This window comes from Pantoea sp. X-Soil-ISGK-285 (genome assembly GCF_059730815.1).
Window position 1 is genome coordinate 323,812 of sequence record NZ_AP035939.1, and the last position, 22,310, is coordinate 346,121.

Genomic DNA, 22,310 nt, shown 5'->3' on the forward strand with positions numbered 1-22,310 from the left:
AGCAGTAATCGCAACGTAGCCTGACTTCCTTTGTGCTCCAGCAAAGGCAGCATTAAATAAATCACATTAAAAACAGTGTCCGTTTCTGGCATATAGCGGTCATCAGCCCGATGACAGTCCACTTTGTGACAGGAGCAGACGTCAGTTCCAATTAATATAGTCAGCGCAATGCCTTTGAGAAACAGATAGCTTCTGTCCTGCCTATATATGGGCCGTAATTCTCAATAGGGACATAACCATTTTTCATGTAGAAATTTACAGCACGATAGTTGATGTGGCGGGTTTCCAGCCTAACCTCGATATATCCCATCTCTTTTGCTGATTTTTCAAGGAAAGTGAGTAAAGCACCACCAATCCCTGACTCACTTCGGTCTGAAAACATTCTTTTAAGCTCGGCTATATTTTGGGTAAATGGCCGTATAGCACCGCATCCCACAGCTTTGCCTTGAGAATTCTTTGCTAATGCCCATAAAGCTTTGTCATCACCCATTGCTTGGGTGGTGAAATTGCTTTTGCCGTTATCACCAGTAATAGCGGCAAGTTCTGCTGATAGCATTTCGATTAAACGATGGAATTCTGAAGAGAATGGATCTGATTTTTCTACTTTTATCATGGTTATACCCTGCAGGATGAGTGTGACCAACATAAAGCATCCTGCTAAGAAAAGCATCAGCTCAAAACGGGTAAAGGGATATCACTTATTCAAACCATCCCTGGGGTCATGGCTGCTCCTCACTCATAGCGGACATAAATCTGAACTTAGTCTGGCCCGCCTCATTGCTGTTGCCAGAAATTAATACAAAGGTAATACAGCTTGAACGTTAAACTGGAAGGCATACGGACATGATAGCAGTTTAAATTGCTCATCGGCCGAATAGGTGACAGCAATTTGTCGAAGCATTTTAATCATAACATGGCTGCAAAGATATGAGGTTCACAATCAAGATAATATAGTAAACAGGGACTTTTAAAACACAATTAATTTAAAAGCCATCCTATACTAATGCTTAAAGCATCAGCTGAAAAAAATATTAGTTTTTTTTGCAGTTTCTCATTTTATAAAAGAAGCCGGAATGCGCATTTTCGATGATAAAACGATCATCGTAATTAGGACGTCTTACGAAGGTTATTCCGTTAACAGTAGCCTGCTGTTTAATACCACCCATGACACTTTCAAGCGCTGGGGATGCTACCTCATTACCCAGCATTTTCACTTTGTAGTTACTTCCATTGTCTTCAACGACAGCAGCTTTTGGCAAAAGCTGCGTCTCTGTATGAGAGCTGGTTATCCGGACATCACATAAATATGTCCCCAAGCCTAAATCTTCAGCTGCGGAACATAAACCGGAAAAACACAAAGCAATCATACAATAAACAAATTTATTCATATCTGTCTTCCAGGACTTTGGATCGTTAAAAAATCGTTATCGGCAAAATATTTTGTGACTTGAGGAATTGGTGATGTCATACGTGTATAGAGCTGATTTATGGATATTAATTTTTGTTGTGGGTAAGGTTGGATGAGCCGGGTGCTATGTTGGATGCAATGGTAACAGTCAGTCATTAAGAACGGAACGTCCGCTCCTTGCTCATTACGGACGTTCACCGCCTGTATCTTCTTTTTATGTTGCGATCCTTAATATCCTGGCCTGATAAGAACGGCTTTCAGATCTAATGCAACATAACATCCGTGACCAGCATGCCGCGATTCAACCCGTTCCCCTGCAGAAGAGGCTGGGGTTATGTCACAGGAGTCGTCTGAGGCCGGGCGGGAACTGGATCGTTGGGTGGTGCCGGATAAGCTGCCATCACTCAGGCTGACACTATGCGATGTCTTTTAAGGAAGATCAGGATTTACTGGTGCCGGTAAAAACGACTGATATGACTTCACCGGCTTTGCAGTTCAGGCCTTGCGGCACGGTGTCTCAGCATTGCCTTGCTGTCTGCTTAGTCTGTGTTTATGAGGTCGCCGGGGTCATCAACCTCCGGCAAACCACGTTAACTGCATAGGGATAACTATTTAGCTCCACTCATTCCGGGAGAACCATCATGTCCTCCCTCATTCCCGCCACTGCCACCCTGCCCGCCGACGCCGCCAGGACCCGCATCGCCTCCGTTTCCGCCATTACCTGATCCGTCACCATTACCGCCGTTCCCTCCATTTCCTCCGTTTTCACCACCATTACCGCCGTCGCCGCCATTTCCGTTGCTGCCAGAACCAGCATTCCCTCCGTCTCCCCCGTTTCCGTCACCGCCACCGTCACCACCGTCGCCACCGTCGCCGTCTGCCCATGCCGCAGTGCTGAATATTCCGGCCGCCAGAGAAGAGGTTACCGTGAGTACGACCATGAAAGGTCTCAGTAATGCTGAGGTGAGAATAATGAGATATACAGCTTTCATGAGAAGGTTTTTCATATCATCCTCTGCGCTATGACTTATATGCCGCCGCCGCTATCACCGCTATCACCACCATCACCACCATCACCACCGGATGAGTTGTTCCCGCTTCCTCCGTTGCCACCATCCCCTCCATCGGCTCCGTTAGTGCCGCCATTTCCGCCATCTCCGCCATCTCCGCCATTTGAGTTGGAGCCTGTACCAGCATTACCGCCGTTACCGCCATCCCCTCCGTTTTCGCCCGGACCACCGTCCCCGCCGTTTCCACCATCAGAAATCAGTGATAAGGAATCAGGAAAAGGAATCGGGGAGGCCGGAGAGGCATAACCGTAGTGTGTAAAAATCACCAGTATCAGAGTGGAGCACCTTAGTAGGGTACGGTATCGTTTACAGATGTTCTGACTGGTCATTGTTACCTCCATCACCGCCAGCACCTCCGGGCGCATTGTCAGTTGAACCACCATCACCCCCGTTGCCACCATTGGCGCTACCCTGTCCATTTTTATGATGTTTGTGGTGTTTATGGTAGGGTTCAGTCGCGGCGCCTGCCCCATTTCCCCCATTTCCGCCGTTACCACCTGTAGCAGAACCGTTACCGCCGTTACCTCCGTTCAGACAGCCTGTACCGGGCACGCCGTCTTTACCACTTTCTCCATCAGGCGAACTGCCGTTCCCATCTTGTCCGTTCAGGCTCTCACAGGCAGACAGCTGAATAGTGTCCTGCGGGAGTGTCTGACTGAATACCGGCAGGGAAAGGAGCAGCCCTGCAGATAGTGGAAAAAAAATCAGCGTGTTGTGTAGCTTTGACATAGAAGTTTCATCCTTTAATTAATGGCCGCCTTCATGAGGCGACCATTTTTAGTTAGATTCTGCAGCCTGATTACGCACCGCCGCCATCACCACCACCACCATCGCCACCGCTATCACCACCATCACCGCCGCCGTCACCGTCTCCGGAACCATTACCGTTAGCGGAGCCGTTGCCAGTGCCGTTATCATTACCGCTGCCATTCCCGTTACCGCTGGCGCTGTTATTTCCTCCATCGCCGCCAGGGCCACCAGGAGAATTAGAACCAGAACCCCCGTTGCCGCCGTCACCTCCATTAGCATCGCCGACAAGTAAGAAGGTCTGTGGGGAGTGATTCGTAAACGGTTGGTTATGTAACGGTGCAGCGACTGCAAGTCGCGCCGCAGAGAGAACAAAAACAGCCAAAGCAAGCGTTAATTTTTTATGTCTCATAATCCATCCTTAAAGATAATAAATACATGAGATAATCGCTGGCCCACCCCATAGCTAATGAGCTATTTCTTTAAAAGTAAATCATCTAAAAAATAAAAACTATGGAGTGTAATGAAACGTTTTTTGTTGTTTTAGAATGTTTTCGTTTAATTTTAAAAAAAATTTTCGGGGATGCTATTTTTTAACTAACTAGTTAATAGCTAATGACATTAAAGGCTAATAATCACCCTGCTAACAATTTACTCTTTTCATGAAATAATACATATTGCATTTTTATTAAGGCACTTTTTTCATAAGCAGGGAATGACAATCCTGAACTCAAAAAAAAGCAAAAGCATATATCATTTTCTATAATTCATCTGACTTTTAAGAGGTATGGTAAGGGGACACTGTTTAACCACTCAGAATTAATTTTCCTGAACCTCAGAAATCCGTAATTTCAGGAAGCACTACCCTAACTGCTGCAGGCGGGACCTCGCGGGCCTGAATAAAGGTGAAGCCCGTAACGCGCTGATGCATGCGATATTTATGCACCGGCTGGAAGAAATCAGGGCCCGAAATCCGGCAAATCAGAGCTGCATGTTGCGCAGTAAAGTAACTGCCCCGCTTCCCATTGATACAGACCGCCTGTTTCGACGGTGTGCTGATATGCGGCGGAGCGGGCTGAAGCCCGCCCCTGAATACGCCTGTCGTCAGACATAGCCCATCATTTTCAGCAGCGACTGCACCTGATTCATTGCTTCGCTGCGATGGGTGACGCCCAGCTTCTGATAGAGATTGCGGATATGGGTTTTGATGGTGGTGGAGGCCACCGCCAGCTCACCGGCGATTTGATCGTTGCTGTAGCCAGAATAGATCAATCCCAGCACCTGCCATTCACGCTGCGTCAGCGGACTGGTTCGGATCAGCTCCGGCACGTCAGGATGGTTAAGCAACCGGCTGACAAAGCCTTCATCGAAATGGGCGAATTTGTGACGGTGATATTTGTTGATCTCCAGCAGGATGCGCCGGGCACGGTGGCTGTCCAGCTCATTAAGGGTATTCAGCTGAATCAATTGCCGCAACTGCTGCGCCATCATCTCGCCTTCAATCACAAAATGGCTGATAAAACCGGTGCTGCGCGCCAGTTTCAGCGCCTCAATCAGGACACGCTGCGCCTCCGCTTTGCGGTCGGTCTGCCAGTAGATCTGATTCAGCAGCAACAGATTGCGGTTTAAATCGCTCATCAGGCGCAGGGCACGGGCATTCTCATTCAGCTCCTCCAGCACCACTTCCGCCTGGCTGACATCACCCAGCAGGATTTGCGCGCGGGCGATGTTCCGCCATTGTCCCTGCAGAAAATGGTTATTGGCGAAGGCGGGTTTAGGCGTCTGCCGCATCCAGTCACGGGCGTTCTGGCTGTCGCCGGTCAACTGCCAGTAAATGACCCGGACTTTGTCGGCATTGGCTATCCAGTCGCTGTGCCAGTTGCCATTGTTCAGCAGGTTTTCCAGCCGGTTCAGGTAGCTGCGGGCGTTATCCAGATTGCCACGTGCCAGTGAGCACTGCACCAGCAATCCCAGACACTGAATCTGCTGCTGCGGCTGGAAACCGTTCAGTACCTTGATGCCTTCCCGGGCCGCTTGCTCCGCCTCTTCCAGTCGTCCCCAGGCCCACAGCAACTGAGCGCGAATGCGCAGCAGAAACTCATGCAGCGGGAACTGAGCCAGGTGCTGCTCGTCGACCAGCACAAAGGCGCGGCTCTGGATCTCATAGGCTGCCTGCAAAAAGCCCTGAGCAAACAGAATCTCGCTCTGCTGAATCAGGCTCCAGAGGGCGTAGTGCCACACTTCATCGCGCCGCGCCATCTGTTCGGTCTGCCGCATCAGCTTGAGTGAATCATCCAGCTCGCCTTTGCAGTGCATCACTTCACCATGCACTGAGGTTGCCACAATGCGGCTGTAGTGACGGCTCGCTGGCAGAGTGTCAAGCGCCACTTTCGCCAGCCGCTCCGCTTCGTCGGTATTGCCATCGTTAATCGCCACCTGGGCGCGCAACGCATTAAATTCACCACGCAGTGCTGCATCGATCTCGCAGCGGCTGGCCTGTTCAAAACGCGCCAGCAGACTGTCGACTTCGGAGAAGCGATGCTGACTCTGCATCAGCCACGCCTGCAGCAGCACCAGCATTGGATTTTCCAGCATCATCTCCCACGGCAGTGCTTTCAGGGAGTTCTCCAGCAGCGGCAACTCGCTCTGATTAAACAGCGTCCAGGCGTGCTTCAGCAGCACGTCCCGCAGCATAGTGGCGTCGCCAGAGGCGAGCGCATGATGAATCGCCTCGCCGGGAAAGCCCTGCGCCATCCAGCTCTCTGCCGCAGCCCGATGCAGCGCGGGCAGCTCCGCCGCCAGTTCCCACTGGCAGCGCTGACGAAGGAAGTTACCAAACAGCGGATGGTAGCTGAACCAGCAGCCGGAATCGTCCATGCGCTGCAGAAACAGACCCTGACGCTCAATCTCTTCCAGCCGCATCTGGCCGTTCTCTTCGCGGGTGACACAGGCGATCAGTTCATCGTTCATTGAACGCAGCAGCGCGGTTTTCAGTAAGAAATGACGGGTAGGCAAATCGACGTTATCCAGAACTTCCTCAACCAGATAATCGGAGAGGTGGCTGGCATTAATACCAGAGAGACGCCGGGCGGAATGCTGAGCCGAACTGGCACCCTGTCGCGCCGACAGCACGATCAGTTGCAGCGCCGTAGCCCAGCCCGCTACATCATCACAGAGTCGGCTGCTCTCTTCGCTTTCCAGCGGGGCCGCCAGTCGGCAGTCAAAAAACTGTCGCGCCTCCTGGTGGGTAAAAGCCAGCTGCTGGCTGCCCAGCTCAATCAGTTGCTCACGCACCCGCAGGTTGGCGATACCGAGTTGCGGCAGGTTGCGTGACATCAGAATCAGCGTCAGATTTTCAGGCTGATGGCGCAGGAAAAAGCGCATCGCGTCGTGGATCACCGGATTGGTAATCAGATGGTAGTCATCAACGATCAGCCACAGCGGCTGCTGCCACTCCACCAGCTCGATAAAGAGCTGAGAAAACAGGGCGTTGAGATTCACATACTGCCGCTTCTGGGCCAGCAGTTCACTGCGCGGACAGCCACCGTGGGTTGCCTGTTGCAGTGCAGCGATCAGGTAATCGGCAAAGCGCTCCGGCTGATTATCGCCCTCATCTAAAGAAACCCACCCCAGATCGCTTTTCCCTGCCGCCCACTGCGACACCAGTGTGGTTTTACCGTAGCCCGCCGGACTGGTGACCAGCACCAGCCGATAGTTACCTGCAGCGGTGAGCTTTTGCAGCAATCTCTCCCGAATCACAGTGCCTTCAAGACGCACCGGGCGGCTGAGTTTAGCGGGTATTAACATGGGCGCGCGTTTCTCCATTTGTCGAGCGCATCATTATTTTACGCTTCGTAATTATTACTTACACAGGTTCAGCATTTCGTCAGATGAATGCAAGCAAACCCATTAATTAAACTTTACAAAAGCGTGCGCAATCACACTCCTTCAACGATTTCGGATTAGCCTCATCCTCTCCACCCTCCCCATCCTCCTCCGCTAATTCTTTGCAGGAGGATGAGCGAGGGTTTCCGCGCGGGCAGACTGTCGCCACATTGATCCATTTTCCGTTTTTACAGGACATCAACCATGACACAGCCCGATTTCAACCCGATTCAGTTCAATGCTGCCCTGACCCGTCAGTGGCAGCGTTTTGGCCTGCGCGATGCGCAGGAGATGACTACGACACAGTGGTGGCAGGCACTCAGCGGTGCGCTGGCCGATATGCTGGCCGCACAGCCTGCTCCCCCGGCCCCGACAGAACTGCGCCATGTTAACTATCTGTCGATGGAGTTTTTGATCGGTCGCCTGACCGGCAACAACCTGCTGAACCTGGGCTGGTATGACGCGGTCAACGAGGCCCTGGCCGCCTGGGATATCTCACTCACTGACGTGCTGGAAACCGAAACAGATCCGGCGCTGGGTAATGGCGGCCTGGGTCGTCTTGCTGCCTGTTTCCTGGATTCCATGGCGAATGTGGGTCAGCCCGCTACGGGCTACGGTCTGAACTACCAGTACGGTCTGTTCCGCCAGCGCTTCGAACAGGGCGCGCAGATTGAAGGCCCGGATGACTGGCAGCGCGACCGCTATCCGTGGTTTAACCACAACGCCGCGCTTAACGTGCGGGTCGGGCTGGGCGGTAAAGTGGTGACGGTTGCGGGTCAGCCACAGTGGCAACCGGCGTTTGAACTGCTCGGCGAAGCCTGGGATCTGCCGGTGGTGGGTTATCAGAATGGTATCAGCCAGCCACTGCGTCTATGGCAGGCGAAACATGCCCAGCCGTTTAACCTTGATCGCTTCAACGACGGCGACTTTCTGCGCGCTGAACAACAGGGTATTGATGCTGAAAAACTGACTAAAGTGCTCTACCCCAATGACAATCATCAGAACGGTAAAAAACTGCGTCTGATGCAGCAATATTTTCAGTGCGCCTGCGCGCTGGCTGACATTCTGCGTCGCCATCATCGGGCCGGACGATGCATCGAAACCCTGGCCGATCATGAAGTGATCCAGCTTAATGACACCCATCCGACGCTGGCTATCCCGGAGCTGATGCGTCTGCTGCTGGATGAGCATCAGCTGAGCTGGGATCGCGCCTGGCAGATCACGCAGCACACTTTTGCCTACACCAATCACACCCTGATGCCGGAAGCGCTGGAGTGCTGGGATGTGCGTCTGGTGCGCAGCCTGCTGCCGCGCCATATGATGATCATCAATACCCTGAACACGCAGCTAAAAACGGCAGTCACCGCGCGCTGGCCGGACGATGAAGCGAAGTGGGCCAGACTGGCGCTGGTCCATAATAACCAGCTGCGGATGGCAAACCTCTGCGTGACCAGCGGGTTCGCGGTCAACGGTGTGGCGGCGCTGCACTCGAAACTGGTGGTGCAGGATCTCTTCCCGGAATATCACCAGATGTGGCCGGAGAAATTCCACAACGTGACCAACGGCATTACGCCGCGCCGCTGGATCAATCAGTGCAACCCGGCGCTGAGTGCCCTGATCACCCGGACATTGCAAAAACCCTGGCTGAACGATCTCGATGCCTTGCAGGGGCTGGAAGCGTTTGCGGATGACGCCGCCTTCTGCGCGGAATATCGCGCCATCAAGCAGCAGAACAAAGTCGCGCTGGCGCACTGGGTGAAACAGCGGACCGGCATTGAGATTGACCCTACCGCGCTGTTTGACGTACAGATCAAACGACTGCATGAGTACAAACGCCAGCATCTGAGCCTGCTGCACATCATTGCGCTGTGGCAGACGCTGGTCACCGATCCGCAGGCTAACCGGACGCCGCGCGTGGTGCTGTTTGGTGCCAAAGCCGCGCCCGGCTATGCACTGGCGAAAAACATCATCTATGCCATCAACAAAGTGGCCGAGGTGATCAATCAGGATCCCCGTATCGGTGACCGTCTGAAAGTCGTGTTTATTCCCGATTACAACGTCTCCGTCGCCGAGCGGCTGATTCCCGCCGCCGACCTTTCCGAGCAGATCTCCACTGCCGGTAAAGAAGCGTCCGGCACCGGTAATATGAAGCTGGCGCTGAATGGCGCACTGACCATCGGCACACTGGATGGAGCGAACGTTGAGATCGCTGAGCAGGTTGGCAGCGAGAACATCTTTATCTTCGGGCATACCGTGGAACAGGTGGTGGCGTTAAAAGCAGACGGTTATGCCCCGGCGCAGTGGCGCAAGAAAGATCCGCAGCTCAATCAGGTCTTACTGGCGCTGGAAGATGGCACCTTCAGCCAGGGCGACTGCCACGCCTTTGATGCGATGTTGCAGAGTCTCGGCCCGGAAGGCGGTGATCCCTATCTGGTACTGGCTGACTTCCAGCCCTACCTTGACGCACAGGCGCAGGTAGAAGCGCTGTGGAGCGATCAGGAGGCCTGGACACGTGCCACCATCCTCAATACCGCACGCTGTGGCATGTTCAGCTCCGATCGCGCTATCCGCGATTACCAGCAGCGCATCTGGCAAGCGAAACGCTAAGGAACGCCATGAAAACAGATCCGGTTATGGACGATTTCTCCCGGGCAGGCATCGCCGCTGAGTATATCAATGCTCACGGCAAGCCACAGGCGATCCCGACCCTGACCCGCCAGCGTTTGCTGGCGGTGATGCAGCCTTCCCATCCGCTGAGCACGCCGCTGCCACCGGTGGTGATTTTTCGCAGCGGCGATCTTCTGAGCCTGTCGCCACAGCTCGCTGACGATGCCCACTGGCATCTCACCAGTGAAGCGGGTGAAATCAGCTCAGGTCGCTGCCAGCCCGCTCAGCCGCTGCATCTGCCGCCGCTGCCAGAAGGCTATCATCAGCTGACGCTGCAACAGGCCGCGCAGCAGTGGTCGTGCCGGATAATAATTGCCCCGGCCCGCTGTTATGACCCCCCGGCCCTGCTGGCAGGTGAGTCATTATGGGGGGCCTGCGTGCAGCTCTATACCCTGCGTTCGGCGGAAAACTGGGGAATCGGCGACTTTGGCGATCTGCGCCGGATGCTGCCGGAGGTGACCGCACGCGGCGGCGCGTTTATCGGTCTTAACCCTATCCATGCGCTGTTTCCCTCCAGCCCGGAGAGTGCCAGCCCTTACAGCCCCTCGTCCCGGCGCTGGCTTAATGTGCTCTACATCGATGTGGGCGCAGTCGCTGACTTCCGGCAGAGCGCTGCCGCTCAGGCCTGGTGGCAACGTCCGGAAACAGAACAGGCACTGGAACAGGCTCGCGCAGCAGATTGGGTGGATTATGCGGCGGTGACCCGGCTGAAAATTGACGCGCTGAGACTGGCGTGGCCGCAGTTTACTCAGCGTGACGCCAGCGATCCCGAGGTGCAGGCGTTTAATGGATTTATACGTGAAGGAGGCGAGAGTCTTCAGCATCAGGCGCTGTTTGATGCGCTGCACGCCGATCAGATAGCACAGGATAGTGATCGCTGGGGCTGGCCGGTGTGGCCGGAGGCGTTGCAGGATCCCCGCAGTCCGGCCGTGCAGGCCTTCCTGCAACAGCACGCCGATCAGGTGCGCTTCTGGCTCTGGCTGCAGTGGCTGGCCGCGAAGCAGTTTGCCGAATGCTGGGACATCTGCCAGCAGCAGCAGATGCCGATTGGACTTTACCGCGATCTGGCGGTGGGTGTTGCGCAGGGTGGCGCAGAGACCTGGAGCGAGCGCGATCTCTACTGCATGGAGGCCAGCATCGGTGCGCCGCCCGATATTCTCGGCCCGCGCGGCCAGGACTGGGGATTGCCGCCCATGGATCCGCAGGTGATGCGTCAGCGCGCCTGGGAGCCGTGGATCGCCCTGCTGCGCGCCAACATGCGCCACTGCGGCGCACTGCGCATTGACCATGTGATGGCGCTAATGCGGCTGTGGTGGATTCCGGCCGGTGATAGCGCGATGCACGGTGCCTATGTGCACTATCCCATCGACGATCTGCTGGCGATTCTGGCGCTGGAAAGTCAGCGTCATCGCTGCATGGTAATTGGCGAAGATCTCGGTACGGTGCCGGAAGCAATTGTCGATAAGCTGCGGGACGGCGGGGTCTACTCCTATAAGGTGCTCTATTTTGAGCAGGAGTCAGCCCACAGTTTTCGTCCGCCCGCCGAATGGCCACGGCAGGCAATGGCGGTCGCCACCACTCACGATCTTCCGACGCTGCGTGGCTGGTGGCAGAGCGATGATTTGACCACCGGCGCACAACTCGGTCTCTATCCCGACAAGGTGGTGCTGGCCGGGCTATATCAGGATCGGTTGCGGGCAAAGCAGGCGCTGCTGCAGAGTCTGCATCGCGTTGGTGCCCTGCCGAAACGTGCCGGACGCGATGCACGTCGCACCGGCATGAGCAAGGCATTAAACCGGGCGATGCAGCGCTATCTGGCTGACAGTCACAGCGCCCTGCTGGGACTGCAACCGGAGGACTGGCTGGATATGGCAGCGCCGGTCAATATTCCGGGCACCAGCGATGAATATCCGAACTGGCGACGCAAGCTCAGCGCCACGCTGGAAACGCTGTTCAGCGATCCTGCCACTGACACGCTGCTGCGTGATCTGACGGCACGCCGGAAGCGACTACTGCGCAATTGAAGGTTAACGCGCGACTCAGACTCGTGTCTCACGCAGCATGTTTTACATCATTTTCAGTTATTACAGCGTGCGGGCCGGCAACGGCTCGCACTCTGCTACTGTAATCAGCACCTCTCAACAGTGAAAAGATCACCCTGAGCACGAGCGTCTAAAAACACTAACCGGATTCTGTTCAGGATTTAATGAACTTAAGAATTTGTATTCGCCCAATCCTGAGATTGCTTTAACAGCAATGCCCAGTCGTCAGGTGGATAGCCGTTATGCAACATTCCTGAAAATACTTTATAGGCGTCACGCTTACTGCCATAAGCACGTTTGGTCTCAGCGTCATTCATCCATGCAAGGATGATGGTTTTATGTTGCTCGCTGAATCTAAAGAACAAACGATACTGCATCAAAAACTTTGCACGGAACCAATGCTTATTTTGTTCTCCCAGCGTATCGCCCTGGCGAAACTTTGCCTGATGTGGATCGGCGCAAATCTCACTATTGATAACTTTAAACACAGCGGCTAAAAGCTTAGTCGTCGCTTTTCGCTGGTAACTTTCAGGATATTTAGCCCTGAGTAACTCCACTTCATTGGTCAGCGCAATCAGCTGCGATTCAAAACAGGGATGAACATAAACGTGCCATCCATTTATAACCGTGCTGTCTTCCATACTTAATTACTCATCGTCCATGAGTGGAGCATCCAAATCAACGTCCATACCTTCGGTCAACGATGTAATGCGAGTTAATAATCCTCGATCCAGCGTTTTAATATTTGCAGGTGTGTTGCGTATGTCAGCAGCAAGAAAACTCAGAAAGCTCGCGATCACTGGATCATCATCAGTCACCGTTTCCTGACGGGTAATAAGGACTTTGCCGCCCGGCAGAACCGCGTATTCGATATTCTCACCCGGTTGCAGATTCATCGCATCACGAACTGCGGCAGGGATAGTGGTCTGGCTGCGGGCTGTCAGTTTTGATGAAGCACGCAGAGAGATGTTTGCATGAGTCAAAGTTCCCATTGCGGATTCTCACTAGAAAAAACAAGATAGCGCAACAGTAATGCAAGTGCATTGGCAATGCAAATGCATTGATCGCGATAAGAGCGAATGTTTTGTTACTAAGTCTTCATTAAAAGTTTCTGATTACGCTTTTCCGTATCGACTGAAAAATTGGCACCCTGTTTTATTTCCTGCCAGACATCAAACTCTTCGCGACTGATAAGCACAGCAGCAAAACCGCCCCGCCGGGTGATAATCACAGGCTCACCCGCCATCACGATATCCATGATTTCAGCAAGATATTTTCGGGCCTGTGTTGTCGTGTAACTTCGCATATAGCCTCCAGAAAAGTCATCCCTGAAACAGCTTAGTTAGCCTATATTCATCAAACGCTATTGCCCACAGCATGACTTACGTAATGCGTAAAACCACGCAAAAAAATCATGCAATCAGGATCTCTGTAACAAAAAAAGGTGCGCCGCAGCGCACCAGATGGAACAACATCAGTATTGTCGGGGCAGCTTCACCCCTTGCCTTTAACACTACTGATAAAGGTCTGCCGTGCAGAGGTGGAACCCAGCCGCTCGGCTTCATCCAGCAGTTTCAGCGCCTTATCGATATTGCCGCTGTTCACCGCCTGTCTGATCTTCTGGTTAAAGTAACTCTCGGTGTCGCTCATGATCGGTTCCGCACGGGCTTTTGGCGCGGGCGCTGCGGCGGGTGCAGGCGCTGGTGCTGCGCTGTACGCTGCCGCAGGTGCGGTATTGCCGACGGTCACCGCGCTCGGGCCGGATGAACCAAACAGCGGCCCGACCAGAATGGATGAGCCGGAACTGGTCTGCATCTTCAGCTTGATTGTCCCTTCCCGGCTGTGGCGGGCGACGGGATCGGGAATATCCGGTACCGCATGACCGGTGCCCTGGGCGTAGGCCTTGGCCGGGTCAAGCAGCGTGGTGGTTTGTGTCAGATCGCTGTCGGTGGTAAACACCAGCAGGTAGATTTTTTGCTGACCCAGCGCCGGGGTTAATTTCATCACCCCTTCCAGTCGATCTGCCGCCATCACGCCCGGCTTCTGATAGGTAAAGTAGCGGCTGGGGAACCAGGCCGCAGGACGCAGGTTTTCATCCAGCACCAGCACGTTCGGTGCGAAAACCTGACCGTTCGCCACTTCACTGCTCAGCGTCAGCGTCAGTTCGCCGATATTGGCGGGCAGACTATAGGCCGCGACCGGACCGGCAATGTGTGGCGCATTCAGCGTCTGTCCGCTGTTAGCGATTTTTGTGGTCTGTGTCTGAGAAGCAGCCAGCGGTTGCCAGCTCAGGCGTTGCAGTGTTTCGGGTGCCACGACTGGTGCGGACGAGAGATCCTGCGGCACCAGATTGACATCCGCCAGGGCGGGAAGCACGTGTCCTGTCAGTAACGCGGCACTCAGGCAGAGTGCAGCCAGTTTTTTCATTTTCATTATGTCTACCTTATTGCAGGTCGCGGCGTGAACCAGGCAATGGCACACCGCGACCAAAGAGATCCATCAGGCGCAGGCGCACCTGTCAGAAAAGGTGCTGGCTTACCACCAGATTTCCATCTGCGCGCCGAAGGTCACTTCATCGTCTTTACCACGGCTGTTAGTCAGGATGCCGTTGCCGCTGGTGTCCGCAGAGGCGAAGGTGGTGAGATCGCCTGAGTTATCTTTGTTGTAGCCCCATTTTTCATCCCATTTGGCGTAGGTCGCGAACAGACGCAGAGCCGGACGTGACCAGATGCTGTCGCCCGCCTGCCACTGCTGCGCCAGCGTCACTTTGTACTGGCCGTTGCGTTCGTTAGCCTGCTGCGATTTGACGTTGTCGTAGCCCAGTTCCAGCAACGTGCTCATAATCGGCGTCCATTTGTACATCGGGCGCACACCCACGGTGTACCACTCGGTGCCGCGGTTGTTGTCCAGATCGATGTTCTGGTACATAGCGACGTACATCAGATCCCAGCGTTCGGCCAGTGAGATCGCACCGTGGTCGAGGATGCGATACATGTCACCATTGTTGTTGAGGCTGGTGCCCTGCGGCACGCCTTTGCCCTGAGAGGTCAGCGCATCGGTGGCATACTGCAGCACGAATTTGTTATAGCCCTTCAGCATGCTCTGGGTATGTTCAGCAGTGAACATCCAGCCATCTTTAGAGGCACCCTCTTCCAGACGATAATCGTCACGGGCATTGGCGCGACCGTAGTCGACACCCAGCTCCAGCACGCCGTTGGTGTTGGTTTCCAGACCGGCCAGACGCACATCAAACACGTCGTTGGCAGTGCTGGTGGCGAAGTCACGGATACGATCGCTGGAGAAGGTGTAAGAGCCGCCTGCTTCAGACGAACGGGTTGCGGCGAAAGAGAGTTTACCGAAGCCGAGATCGACATCTTCCAGACCGGCACCCGGACCCGAGATATCCCAGTAGTAGAAGTCGATCATATGGACGTCATGACGCTGATAGAAACGCTTACCGGCCCAGATGGTAGAGCCTGGCAGCGCATCGATCAGGTTTTTACCTTTTACGTTGGCTTCACGGAAGGCGGGCGATGTGGCTTCCCAGTCATTCTGCTGTGCCACGGAGTAAGCCACGTTGGTGTCGAAATAGAAGCTTTTGTCGCCCTCTTTCCACACTTCCTGGCCTAATTTCAGTTCGGCGTAGGTTTCACATTCGTTGCCCAGACGGTATTTACTTTGGGCACCGGTGGCCTGGAAACATTGCTGTTCACCACCGCTGCCGGTCCAGCCAATGCCGGAACGGGCGTAACCGGTAAAATCAACCGCCATCGTCGGGGCGGAGAGGGTTCCCACCGCGACGGCAACGGCGATGGGAAGTTTGCGCAGAGTTAACATTTTCTATCTCCTGAGGTCATTGCTTTTATTGTTTTTGGCAGGGCTATACACCCGGCTCCTGATACAGCCTGCGGCACGCGCTCCCGTCCTCGCGGAACAGGTGACAACGCTCGGGCGGCAGGCCAATACCGAGGATGGCGCCCTCTTTTACCAGCACGACGTCCTCCTGGCGGTAAACCAGGTTCTGACGGATAGCGGGAATCTCAATGTGGATCTGTGTTTCATGCCCCAGCTGTTCCACCACCTGCACTTCCCCTTCCAGGGTGACGTCGGCGATATCGCTGGAGAGCAGATGTTCCGGGCGAATACCCAGTGACATGTTGCTGCCGACCTGCACACCGGCGCTGTCAACCGGCAGCCAGACCAGCTGCTGATTCGGCAGCCGCACCTGAACCTGATCGATGGCGGTGGCGGTCACTTTGACCGGCAGGAAATTCATTTTTGGTGAGCCGATAAATCCGGCGACAAAGCGGTTGGCGGGATAGTGGTACAGCTCAAGCGGCTTACCGACCTGCGCAATGCGTCCGGCATCCAGCACCACGATTTTGTCGGCCAGCGTCATCGCTTCGATCTGATCGTGGGTTACGTAAATCATGGTGCGCTTCAGGCGCTTATGCAGACGGGAGATCTCAATCCGCATCTGAACGCGCAGCGCGGCGTCAAGGTTCGACAGTGGTTCATCCAGCAGGAAGACGCGCGGTTCCGCCACCAGCGTGCGGCCAATCGCCACGCGCTGACGCTGCCCGCCAGAGAGGGCTTTAGGACGGCGATCGAGCAGATGCGCCAGTTGCAGAATCTCCGCCACCTGATTAACCCGCTGCTGGATCTCCGCTTTTTTCACCCCGGCAAGTTTGAGGCCAAAAGACATGTTCTCCGCCACCGACAGATGGGGATAGAGCGCATAGGACTGAAACACCATGCCGATGCCGCGTTCGGCGGGCGGCACTTCATTCATGCGCCGGTCGCCGATTAACAGCTCGCCGCTGGTGATGGTCTCCAGTCCGGCAATCATGCGCAGCAGCGTCGATTTGCCACAGCCTGATGGGCCGACGAAAACAACAAATTCCCCTTCACGAATAGTGAGATCGATATCTTTCGACACCACCGTATCGCCCCAGGCTTTCGTGACATTGCGTAACACAACGCTCGCCATGATCCCTTCCCTCTTAGCTGCATAGTCGTGTCTGCCCAGCGGCAGACGAGTTCCGGGGCTCACTATGCGAGAGGAAACTGACGGTAACATCCTCCACCGCAATGCATTCCGCTGGGGGAGGAGGCGGGAGGAGGAGAAACGCGGGCTGACGCCGCGGCCCGCACGCTGACGCGCTTTTTTGTGATCGCTAACGCAGACCCGCAGGAATTTTTGCCGCGTAAGCGCCCGCTTGAGGGGCTTTTTGCCAGCGCGATCACAGCGGCAGGCCGAGGGGCGTAGAGCAGAGGAGGATGAGAAGCCGTGGCGGATAAGCACAATGATGCCGGTACAGCATTCACCACTTCCGCTAACAGGATGGATTTATGACGATGAAAACCGGAGCAAGAATTCTGGCCCTTTCTGCCCTCTCTGCCGTGCTCTTTTCGGCCAGCGCGATGGCAAAAATTGAGGAAGGTAAACTGGTCATCTGGATCAATGGTGACAAGGGCTACAACGGCCTTGCCGAAGTGGGTAAGAAATTTGAGCAGGAGACCGGCATCAAAGTCACGGTCGAACATCCTGACAAAATGGAAGAGAAGTATCCGCAGGTCGCGGCGACCGGCGATGGCCCGGATATTATCTTCTGGGCACATGACCGTTTCGGCGGCTATGCGCAATCCGGCCTGCTGGCTGAGATCACGCCGGATGCCAGCTTCCGCGAGAAGCTTTTCCCGTTCACCTGGGACGCGGTGCGCTTCGACGGCAAGCTGATTGGCTATCCGATTTCCGTTGAGTCGCTGTCACTGATCTACAACAAAAAGCTGCTGCCGAACCCGCCAAAAACCTGGGAAGAGATTGCCGGTCTCGACAAGCAACTGCGCGCCAAAGCCAAAAGCGCCATCATGTTTAACCTGCAGGAGCCCTACTTCACCTGGCCGCTGCTGGCCGCAGGCGGGGCTTACGCCTTCAAGCTCACCGACGGACATTATGACGTGAAGGATGTCGGCGTCGATAACGCCGGAGCTAAAGCGGGCATGCAGTTCCTGGTCGATCAGGTTAAAGCCAAAACCCTGAACGCGGACACCGATTATTCGATTGCTGAGGCCGCCTTTAACAAGGGCGAAACCGCCATGACCATTAATGGTCCGTGGGCGTGGGGCAACCTCGACAAAAGCGGCATCGACTATGGCGTCACCGAATTGCCAACCCTGAACGGTAAACCGTCGAAAGCTTTTGTCGGCGTGCTGAGTGCCGGGATCAACGCCGCCAGTCCTAACAAAGAGCTGGCGAAAGAGTTCCTGGAGAATTATCTGCTGACTGACACCGGTCTGGATGCGGTCAACAAAGATAAGCCGCTGGGTGCCGTGGCGCTGAAATCTTTCCAGCAGACGCTGGAAAAAGATTCGCGTATCGCCGCCACCATGAACAACGCCCGTCAGGGTGACATCATGCCGAATATCCCGCAGATGGCGGCATTCTGGTATGCGATGCGCACCGCTACCCTGAACGCGCTTGGCGGTCGTCAGAGCGTCGACGCCGCACTGAAAGATGCTCAGGCCCGTCTGAAGAAGTAATTCTCCCCTTGCAGCCGGGGCAACCCGGCTTGAGTGACCGTTAAGGAAAACCGCATCATGTCAGGAAAACCGAAAACGCGCAGTGTGCTGTTGAAAAGCGTGCTCATCGGGATCTGCTGTCTGCTGGTCGGCTATCTGCTGGTGCTGATGTACGCGCAGGGCGAATATCTGTTTGCGCTGCTGACGCTGATCCTCAGTGCGACCGGACTGTGGATTTTTGCTAACCGTCGCGCCTATGCGTGGCGTTATGTCTATCCCGGCGTGGCGGGAATGGCGCTGTTTGTACTGTTTCCCCTTGCCTGCACGATTGCCATTGCCTTTACCAACTACAGCAGTAGCAACCAGCTCACCTTTGAACGGGCGCAGCAGGTTTTGCTGGGCCGCACCTTCCAGTCGGGTGAAGCAGTCAGTTTTTCTCTGTTCCCGGCCGGCGATCGCTGGCAGCTGGTGCTGAATGATGGCAAAGACTATGTTTCGCCGCCGTTTCAGTTTGGCGCTGAACAGACGCTGAAAATGGCCCCTGCCGCACCACCGTCAGGTGAACGGGCGAACTTCAGAGCGATCACGACCCATCGTCAGGCACTGAGCCAGATCCGGGCTGAACTGCCGGATGGTCGTCAGTTGCGGATGAGTTCGCTGCGCCAGTTCTCCGGCACCCAGCCGCTCTATCGGGTGGGTGTGCAGGATGAGCTGATCAACCAGCAGAGTAACGCGCGCTATCGTGCTAATCCGCAGACCGGTTTCTATCAGGCGATTAACGCCGACGGCAGTTGGGCGAACGAAACCCTGAGTCCCGGCTTTACCGTGAATACCGGCTGGAAAAACTTCGTGCGGGTGTTTACTGACGAAGGGATTCAGAAGCCGTTCCTGGCGATATTTGGCTGGACGCTACTCTTCTCGCTGATCACCGTGGTGCTGACCGTCGCGGTGGGCATGGTGCTGGCGTGTCTGGTGCAGTGGGAGGCGTTGCGCGGCAAAGCGGTCTATCGGGTGATGCTGATTCTGCCCTATGCCGTGCCGGCGTTTATCTCGATCCTGATTTTCAAGGGGTTGTTCAACCAGAGCTTTGGTGAAATCAACGTGATGCTCAGCGCGCTGTTTGGCGTGAAGCCCGCCTGGTTCAGTGACCCGACGCTGGCGCGCACCATGCTGATTATCGTCAATACCTGGCTCGGCTACCCCTACATGATGATCCTCTGCATGGGCCTGCTGAAGGCGATTCCGGACGATCTCTATGAAGCCTCGGCGATGGACGGTGCGGGACCGCTGCAGAACTTCTTCCTGATTACTCTGCCGCTGCTGCTGAAACCACTGATGCCGCTGATGATCGCCAGCTTTGCCTTTAACTTTAATAACTTTGTGCTGGTGCAGTTACTCACCAACGGCGGGCCGGATCGCCTCGGCACCACCACGCCAGCCGGTTACACCGATTTGCTGGTGAACTACACCTGGCGTATCGCCTTTGAAGGCGGCGGCGGGCAGGACTTTGGGCTGGCCGCCGCTATCGCCACGCTGATCTTCCTGCTGGTGGGTGCGCTGGCGGTGATTAACCTGAAAGCCTCGCGGATGAAATTCGACTAAGCGCCTGGCCCGACTGGCGTCATGGTTGCAGGCAGTCCGGACGCGAAGAGCGTGGAACAACCGGAACCTGGGAGGTGAGGATTGTGAGCACTGCCCGGGTTCAGACTGACAAATAAAATAGCCTGATGGACCAGGCTCTGAGGAGTTGTTATGGCTATGGTACAACCGAAATCGCAACGGCTGCGTCTGTTCACCACGCATCTGCTGCTGCTGTTATTTATCGCGGCGATTCTCTTTCCCCTGCTGATGGTGATTGCGATTTCGCTGCGTGCCGGGAACTTCGCCACCGGCAGCCTGATCCCGGAGCAGATCTCATGGGAGCACTGGCGGCTGGCGCTGGGTTTCAGCGTGGAACATGCGGATGGCCGGGTGACACCGCCGCCCTTCCCGGTGCTGCTCTGGTTATGGAACTCGATCAAGATTGCGGCAATCAGTGCGCTGGGCATCGTGGCGCTCTCTACCACCTGCGCCTATGCCTTTGCCCGTATGCGCTTTACCGGCCGTGCCAGCCTGCTAAAAGGAATGCTGATTTTCCAGATGTTCCCGGCGGTGCTGTCGCTGGTGGCGCTCTATGCCCTGTTTGATCGTCTCGGTCAGTATCTGCCCTTTATCGGGCTGAATACCCACGGTGGGGTGATCTTCGCCTATCTGGGCGGTATCGCGCTGCATGTCTGGACCATCAAAGGCTATTTCGAAACCATCGACGGGTCACTGGAAGAGGCGGCCGCGCTGGATGGCGCAACGCCGTGGCAGGCGTTCCGGCTGGTGCTGCTGCCGCTGTCGGTGCCGATTCTGGCGGTGGTGTTTATTCTGGCGTTTATCGCCGCGGTGACTGAAGTGCCGGTCGCCTCGCTGCTGCTGCGAGATGTAAACAGCTACACCCTGGCGGTCGGGATGCAGCAGTACCTCAATCCGCAGAACTATCTGTGGGGCGATTTCGCCGCTGCGGCGGTGCTCTCCGCGATTCCGATCACCCTGGTTTTCCTGCTGGCGCAGCGCTGGCTGGTGAGCGGTTTAACCGCGGGCGGGGTGAAAGGCTAAAACGATCATCATTGTACGTTGCCACTACTTACACAACGCCTGTTGTGGTTGAAGGATTCGGCGGCCTGCGGGCCGCCTTTTTTATGCTAATCCGATTCCGACGCACGGCTGCCTGCCACCAGCGCCACGACCATGGCAGTGATCGCCTGCTCTCCTTCCGGTTTGCTGACATCGCCGCGTGCCACCGCGCCTGCGATGGCATCCGCGCCCCCCAGCAAGCCCCACATGCCTGCTTCCGGAATACCGCTGCTGCCTGCCAGAGGGGCAAACCAGCGCTGACAGCGGGCAATAAAGTCGAGCTGATAGTGGCGTTTGACGGCAGCCAGTTCCGGTGAGGTGCTGAGCGCTGACAGCAACTCCGGAATCTCACGCCCCTCCGTCATCACACAATCCACATAACAGGCCGCAAGCACTTCCGCTTTTTGTTGCATCACCATCGGCGCGGCATTCATCGCCGCTTCCATCTTTTCGGTCTGGCGGCGATCAAAATCGTCATACAATGCCGCCAGCAATCCATGACGGGTGGTGAAGTGGTCATAAACCACCGGTTTACTGACCCCCGCCGCGTCGCCGACTCTGGCCAGCGTCAGTGCCTCGCTGCCTTCGGTTTGCAATATCTGCCACGCGACGTCTGACAACTGCCTGCGTCGTGCTTCGCGTGACAGACGCTTACGGGGTGTTTTTTCAACGGTCATGCTTTTCCTGATGGGCGAACAGACGCTGGCCCAGTTGATGCGCCAGCTGATAGTGTGACTCAGGATAACCTTCATCGCCGCTAAGCAACAGTTCACTGGTCACCACCGGCGCACCGCAATAGTCAAAGATGCCGTGATCAATCTGATTCCGCATGCTGGCGAAATAGCCGCGCCGCAGAAAGGTTCGGTTGTCAGCCGCGCCAATCGCAAGCAGATGCACGGGAAGATGGCCGAGGCGTTTTACGATATGGCCATCCTGCTCATCAAAGGCCCAGCCCGCGATGAAAACGCGGTCTATCCAGCCTTTAAGCTGTGCCGGAAATGACCACCAGTAGACCGGATAGACCAGCACCAGCGCATCGGCACGATCCAGCCGCTGCTGTTCTGCCAGCACATCGGGCGGCGTCGGTGCCAGACCGTTGAAATGTCTGTGATCGCTGAGCGTAAAACGTGGATCAAACCCTTCTGCCGCCAGATCGGCCTTTTCAGCCGTATGGTGGCCTGTCGCGATAATGCCCTGCGCCAGCTGGTCCGCCACGCGATGGGTGTGAGCGTCCTGATTGGGATGGGAAGTCACTATTAATGCATTCATCGTCGTCACCTTACCTGATTAGCCATTAAGCTACTAAAG

20 protein-coding genes are annotated in these 22,310 nt (G+C 55.5%); 5 read left to right on the forward strand and 15 right to left on the reverse strand.

Features of this window, described 5'->3' with window-relative positions; genetic code table 11:
* Positions 1–160: 160 nt before the first annotated feature.
* From AC6I8B_RS20790 to malT, 7 genes are all read right to left on the reverse strand, one after another.
* Positions 161–646 carry a GNAT family N-acetyltransferase gene (locus tag AC6I8B_RS20790; protein ID WP_187484501.1) on the reverse strand — a complete coding sequence of 162 codons (486 nt, stop codon included), beginning with the start codon at positions 644–646 and terminating at the stop codon, positions 161–163.
* A gap of 385 nt (positions 647–1,031) precedes the next feature.
* Entirely contained in the window at positions 1,032–1,388 is a 357-nt protein-coding gene (locus AC6I8B_RS20795) for a hypothetical protein (RefSeq protein WP_132498999.1), read from the reverse strand.
* Between the two features lie 642 nt (positions 1,389–2,030).
* Positions 2,031–2,276, reverse strand: a complete 246-nt coding sequence (locus tag AC6I8B_RS20800; RefSeq protein ID WP_232526482.1) for a hypothetical protein — start codon at positions 2,274–2,276, stop codon at positions 2,031–2,033.
* Between the two features lie 152 nt (positions 2,277–2,428).
* On the reverse strand, positions 2,429–2,668 hold the full coding sequence (locus tag AC6I8B_RS20805; RefSeq protein ID WP_157353022.1) for a hypothetical protein: 240 nt from the start codon (positions 2,666–2,668) through the stop codon (positions 2,429–2,431).
* A 116-nt stretch (positions 2,669–2,784) separates the two neighbouring features.
* Positions 2,785–3,207, reverse strand: a complete 423-nt coding sequence (locus AC6I8B_RS20810) for a hypothetical protein (protein WP_010247334.1) — start codon at positions 3,205–3,207, stop codon at positions 2,785–2,787.
* 48 nt (positions 3,208–3,255) lie between these two features.
* The gene (locus AC6I8B_RS20815) at positions 3,256–3,408 is read right to left on the reverse strand and encodes a hypothetical protein (protein ID WP_232526453.1); all 153 of its coding nucleotides are present in this window, start codon (positions 3,406–3,408) and stop codon (positions 3,256–3,258) included.
* A 921-nt stretch (positions 3,409–4,329) separates the two neighbouring features.
* Positions 4,330–7,032 carry an HTH-type transcriptional regulator MalT gene (malT, locus tag AC6I8B_RS20820; protein WP_033760251.1) on the reverse strand — a complete coding sequence of 901 codons (2,703 nt, stop codon included), beginning with the start codon at positions 7,030–7,032 and terminating at the stop codon, positions 4,330–4,332.
* Positions 7,033–7,314: 282 nt separating this feature from the next.
* On the opposite strand from malT, the gene malP reads away from it, so the two are divergent.
* Both malP and malQ read left to right on the forward strand, forming a co-directional pair.
* Positions 7,315–9,717: a maltodextrin phosphorylase gene (malP, locus tag AC6I8B_RS20825; protein WP_497817749.1), complete on the forward strand. Its 2,403-nt coding sequence runs from the start codon at positions 7,315–7,317 to the stop codon at positions 9,715–9,717.
* An 8-nt stretch (positions 9,718–9,725) separates the two neighbouring features.
* A complete protein-coding gene (malQ, locus tag AC6I8B_RS20830) occupies positions 9,726–11,801 on the forward strand; it encodes a 4-alpha-glucanotransferase (RefSeq protein WP_157353018.1) in 2,076 nt (691 codons plus the stop codon).
* 188 nt (positions 11,802–11,989) lie between these two features.
* On the opposite strand, the gene AC6I8B_RS20835 is transcribed toward malQ, so the two are convergent.
* The 6 genes from AC6I8B_RS20835 to malK all read right to left on the reverse strand — a co-directional run bounded on the left by AC6I8B_RS20835 (position 11,990) and on the right by malK (position 16,809).
* Positions 11,990–12,460, reverse strand: a complete 471-nt coding sequence (locus tag AC6I8B_RS20835; RefSeq protein ID WP_010247344.1) for a type II toxin-antitoxin system YhaV family toxin — start codon at positions 12,458–12,460, stop codon at positions 11,990–11,992.
* 6 nt (positions 12,461–12,466) lie between these two features.
* On the reverse strand, positions 12,467–12,811 hold the full coding sequence (locus AC6I8B_RS20840) for a type II toxin-antitoxin system PrlF family antitoxin (RefSeq protein WP_033768537.1): 345 nt from the start codon (positions 12,809–12,811) through the stop codon (positions 12,467–12,469).
* A 98-nt stretch (positions 12,812–12,909) separates the two neighbouring features.
* Positions 12,910–13,125, reverse strand: a complete 216-nt coding sequence (locus AC6I8B_RS20845; RefSeq protein ID WP_157353015.1) for a type II toxin-antitoxin system Phd/YefM family antitoxin — start codon at positions 13,123–13,125, stop codon at positions 12,910–12,912.
* A gap of 188 nt (positions 13,126–13,313) precedes the next feature.
* A complete protein-coding gene (gene malM / locus AC6I8B_RS20850; protein WP_157353013.1) occupies positions 13,314–14,252 on the reverse strand; it encodes a maltose operon protein MalM in 939 nt (312 codons plus the stop codon).
* A 102-nt stretch (positions 14,253–14,354) separates the two neighbouring features.
* The gene (locus AC6I8B_RS20855) at positions 14,355–15,656 is read right to left on the reverse strand and encodes a maltoporin (RefSeq protein WP_033760237.1); all 1,302 of its coding nucleotides are present in this window, start codon (positions 15,654–15,656) and stop codon (positions 14,355–14,357) included.
* Between the two features lie 43 nt (positions 15,657–15,699).
* Positions 15,700–16,809 carry a maltose/maltodextrin ABC transporter ATP-binding protein MalK gene (gene malK, locus AC6I8B_RS20860; protein WP_010247360.1) on the reverse strand — a complete coding sequence of 370 codons (1,110 nt, stop codon included), beginning with the start codon at positions 16,807–16,809 and terminating at the stop codon, positions 15,700–15,702.
* 362 nt (positions 16,810–17,171) lie between these two features.
* Here malK and malE point away from each other — a divergent pair, with 362 nt between their 5' ends.
* From malE to malG, 3 genes are all read left to right on the forward strand, one after another.
* The gene (malE, locus tag AC6I8B_RS20865) at positions 17,172–18,362 is read left to right on the forward strand and encodes a maltose/maltodextrin ABC transporter substrate-binding protein MalE (RefSeq protein WP_264352760.1); all 1,191 of its coding nucleotides are present in this window, start codon (positions 17,172–17,174) and stop codon (positions 18,360–18,362) included.
* Between the two features lie 57 nt (positions 18,363–18,419).
* Positions 18,420–19,943 (forward strand): maltose ABC transporter permease MalF, encoded by a 1,524-nt coding sequence (gene malF, locus AC6I8B_RS20870; RefSeq protein ID WP_157353010.1) that lies wholly within the window; start codon positions 18,420–18,422, stop codon positions 19,941–19,943.
* Positions 19,944–20,093: 150 nt separating this feature from the next.
* Positions 20,094–20,984 (forward strand): maltose ABC transporter permease MalG, encoded by an 891-nt coding sequence (gene malG / locus AC6I8B_RS20875; RefSeq protein WP_010247369.1) that lies wholly within the window; start codon positions 20,094–20,096, stop codon positions 20,982–20,984.
* Between the two features lie 86 nt (positions 20,985–21,070).
* On the opposite strand, the gene AC6I8B_RS20880 is transcribed toward malG, so the two are convergent.
* Together AC6I8B_RS20880 and AC6I8B_RS20885 are read right to left on the reverse strand one after the other, a co-directional pair.
* Entirely contained in the window at positions 21,071–21,679 is a 609-nt protein-coding gene (locus AC6I8B_RS20880) for a TetR/AcrR family transcriptional regulator (protein WP_157353009.1), read from the reverse strand.
* The gene (locus tag AC6I8B_RS20885) at positions 21,669–22,271 is read right to left on the reverse strand and encodes an NAD(P)H-dependent oxidoreductase (RefSeq protein ID WP_033780165.1); all 603 of its coding nucleotides are present in this window, start codon (positions 22,269–22,271) and stop codon (positions 21,669–21,671) included. The genes AC6I8B_RS20880 and AC6I8B_RS20885 overlap by 11 nt, the downstream gene beginning before the upstream one ends.
* Between the last annotated feature and the right edge of the window lie 39 nt (positions 22,272–22,310).

What these genes read in the sequence shown, in the direction of transcription:
- AC6I8B_RS20835 (WP_010247344.1), bottom strand. Translation starts at nt 12,460, where the DNA reads ATGGAAGACAGCACGGTTATAAATGGATGGCACGTTTATGTTCATCCC.
- AC6I8B_RS20880 (WP_157353009.1), bottom strand. Translation starts at nt 21,679, where the DNA reads ATGACCGTTGAAAAAACACCCCGTAAGCGTCTGTCACGCGAAGCACGA.
- malM (WP_157353013.1), bottom strand. Translation starts at nt 14,252, where the DNA reads ATGAAAATGAAAAAACTGGCTGCACTCTGCCTGAGTGCCGCGTTACTG.
- AC6I8B_RS20790 (WP_187484501.1), bottom strand. Translation starts at nt 646, where the DNA reads ATGTTGGTCACACTCATCCTGCAGGGTATAACCATGATAAAAGTAGAA.
- AC6I8B_RS20795 (WP_132498999.1), bottom strand. Translation starts at nt 1,388, where the DNA reads ATGAATAAATTTGTTTATTGTATGATTGCTTTGTGTTTTTCCGGTTTA.
- AC6I8B_RS20855 (WP_033760237.1), bottom strand. Translation starts at nt 15,656, where the DNA reads ATGTTAACTCTGCGCAAACTTCCCATCGCCGTTGCCGTCGCGGTGGGA.
- malK (WP_010247360.1), bottom strand. Translation starts at nt 16,809, where the DNA reads ATGGCGAGCGTTGTGTTACGCAATGTCACGAAAGCCTGGGGCGATACG.
- AC6I8B_RS20885 (WP_033780165.1), bottom strand. Translation starts at nt 22,271, where the DNA reads ATGAATGCATTAATAGTGACTTCCCATCCCAATCAGGACGCTCACACC.
- AC6I8B_RS20815 (WP_232526453.1), bottom strand. Translation starts at nt 3,408, where the DNA reads ATGGCAGCGGTAATGATAACGGCACTGGCAACGGCTCCGCTAACGGTA.
- AC6I8B_RS20845 (WP_157353015.1), bottom strand. Translation starts at nt 13,125, where the DNA reads ATGCGAAGTTACACGACAACACAGGCCCGAAAATATCTTGCTGAAATC.
- malF (WP_157353010.1), top strand. Translation starts at nt 18,420, where the DNA reads ATGTCAGGAAAACCGAAAACGCGCAGTGTGCTGTTGAAAAGCGTGCTC.
- malT (WP_033760251.1), bottom strand. Translation starts at nt 7,032, where the DNA reads ATGTTAATACCCGCTAAACTCAGCCGCCCGGTGCGTCTTGAAGGCACT.
- AC6I8B_RS20805 (WP_157353022.1), bottom strand. Translation starts at nt 2,668, where the DNA reads ATGGTGGAAACGGCGGGGACGGTGGTCCGGGCGAAAACGGAGGGGATG.
- AC6I8B_RS20840 (WP_033768537.1), bottom strand. Translation starts at nt 12,811, where the DNA reads ATGGGAACTTTGACTCATGCAAACATCTCTCTGCGTGCTTCATCAAAA.
- malG (WP_010247369.1), top strand. Translation starts at nt 20,094, where the DNA reads ATGGCTATGGTACAACCGAAATCGCAACGGCTGCGTCTGTTCACCACG.
- malP (WP_497817749.1), top strand. Translation starts at nt 7,315, where the DNA reads ATGACACAGCCCGATTTCAACCCGATTCAGTTCAATGCTGCCCTGACC.
- malQ (WP_157353018.1), top strand. Translation starts at nt 9,726, where the DNA reads ATGAAAACAGATCCGGTTATGGACGATTTCTCCCGGGCAGGCATCGCC.
- malE (WP_264352760.1), top strand. Translation starts at nt 17,172, where the DNA reads ATGACGATGAAAACCGGAGCAAGAATTCTGGCCCTTTCTGCCCTCTCT.
- AC6I8B_RS20810 (WP_010247334.1), bottom strand. Translation starts at nt 3,207, where the DNA reads ATGTCAAAGCTACACAACACGCTGATTTTTTTTCCACTATCTGCAGGG.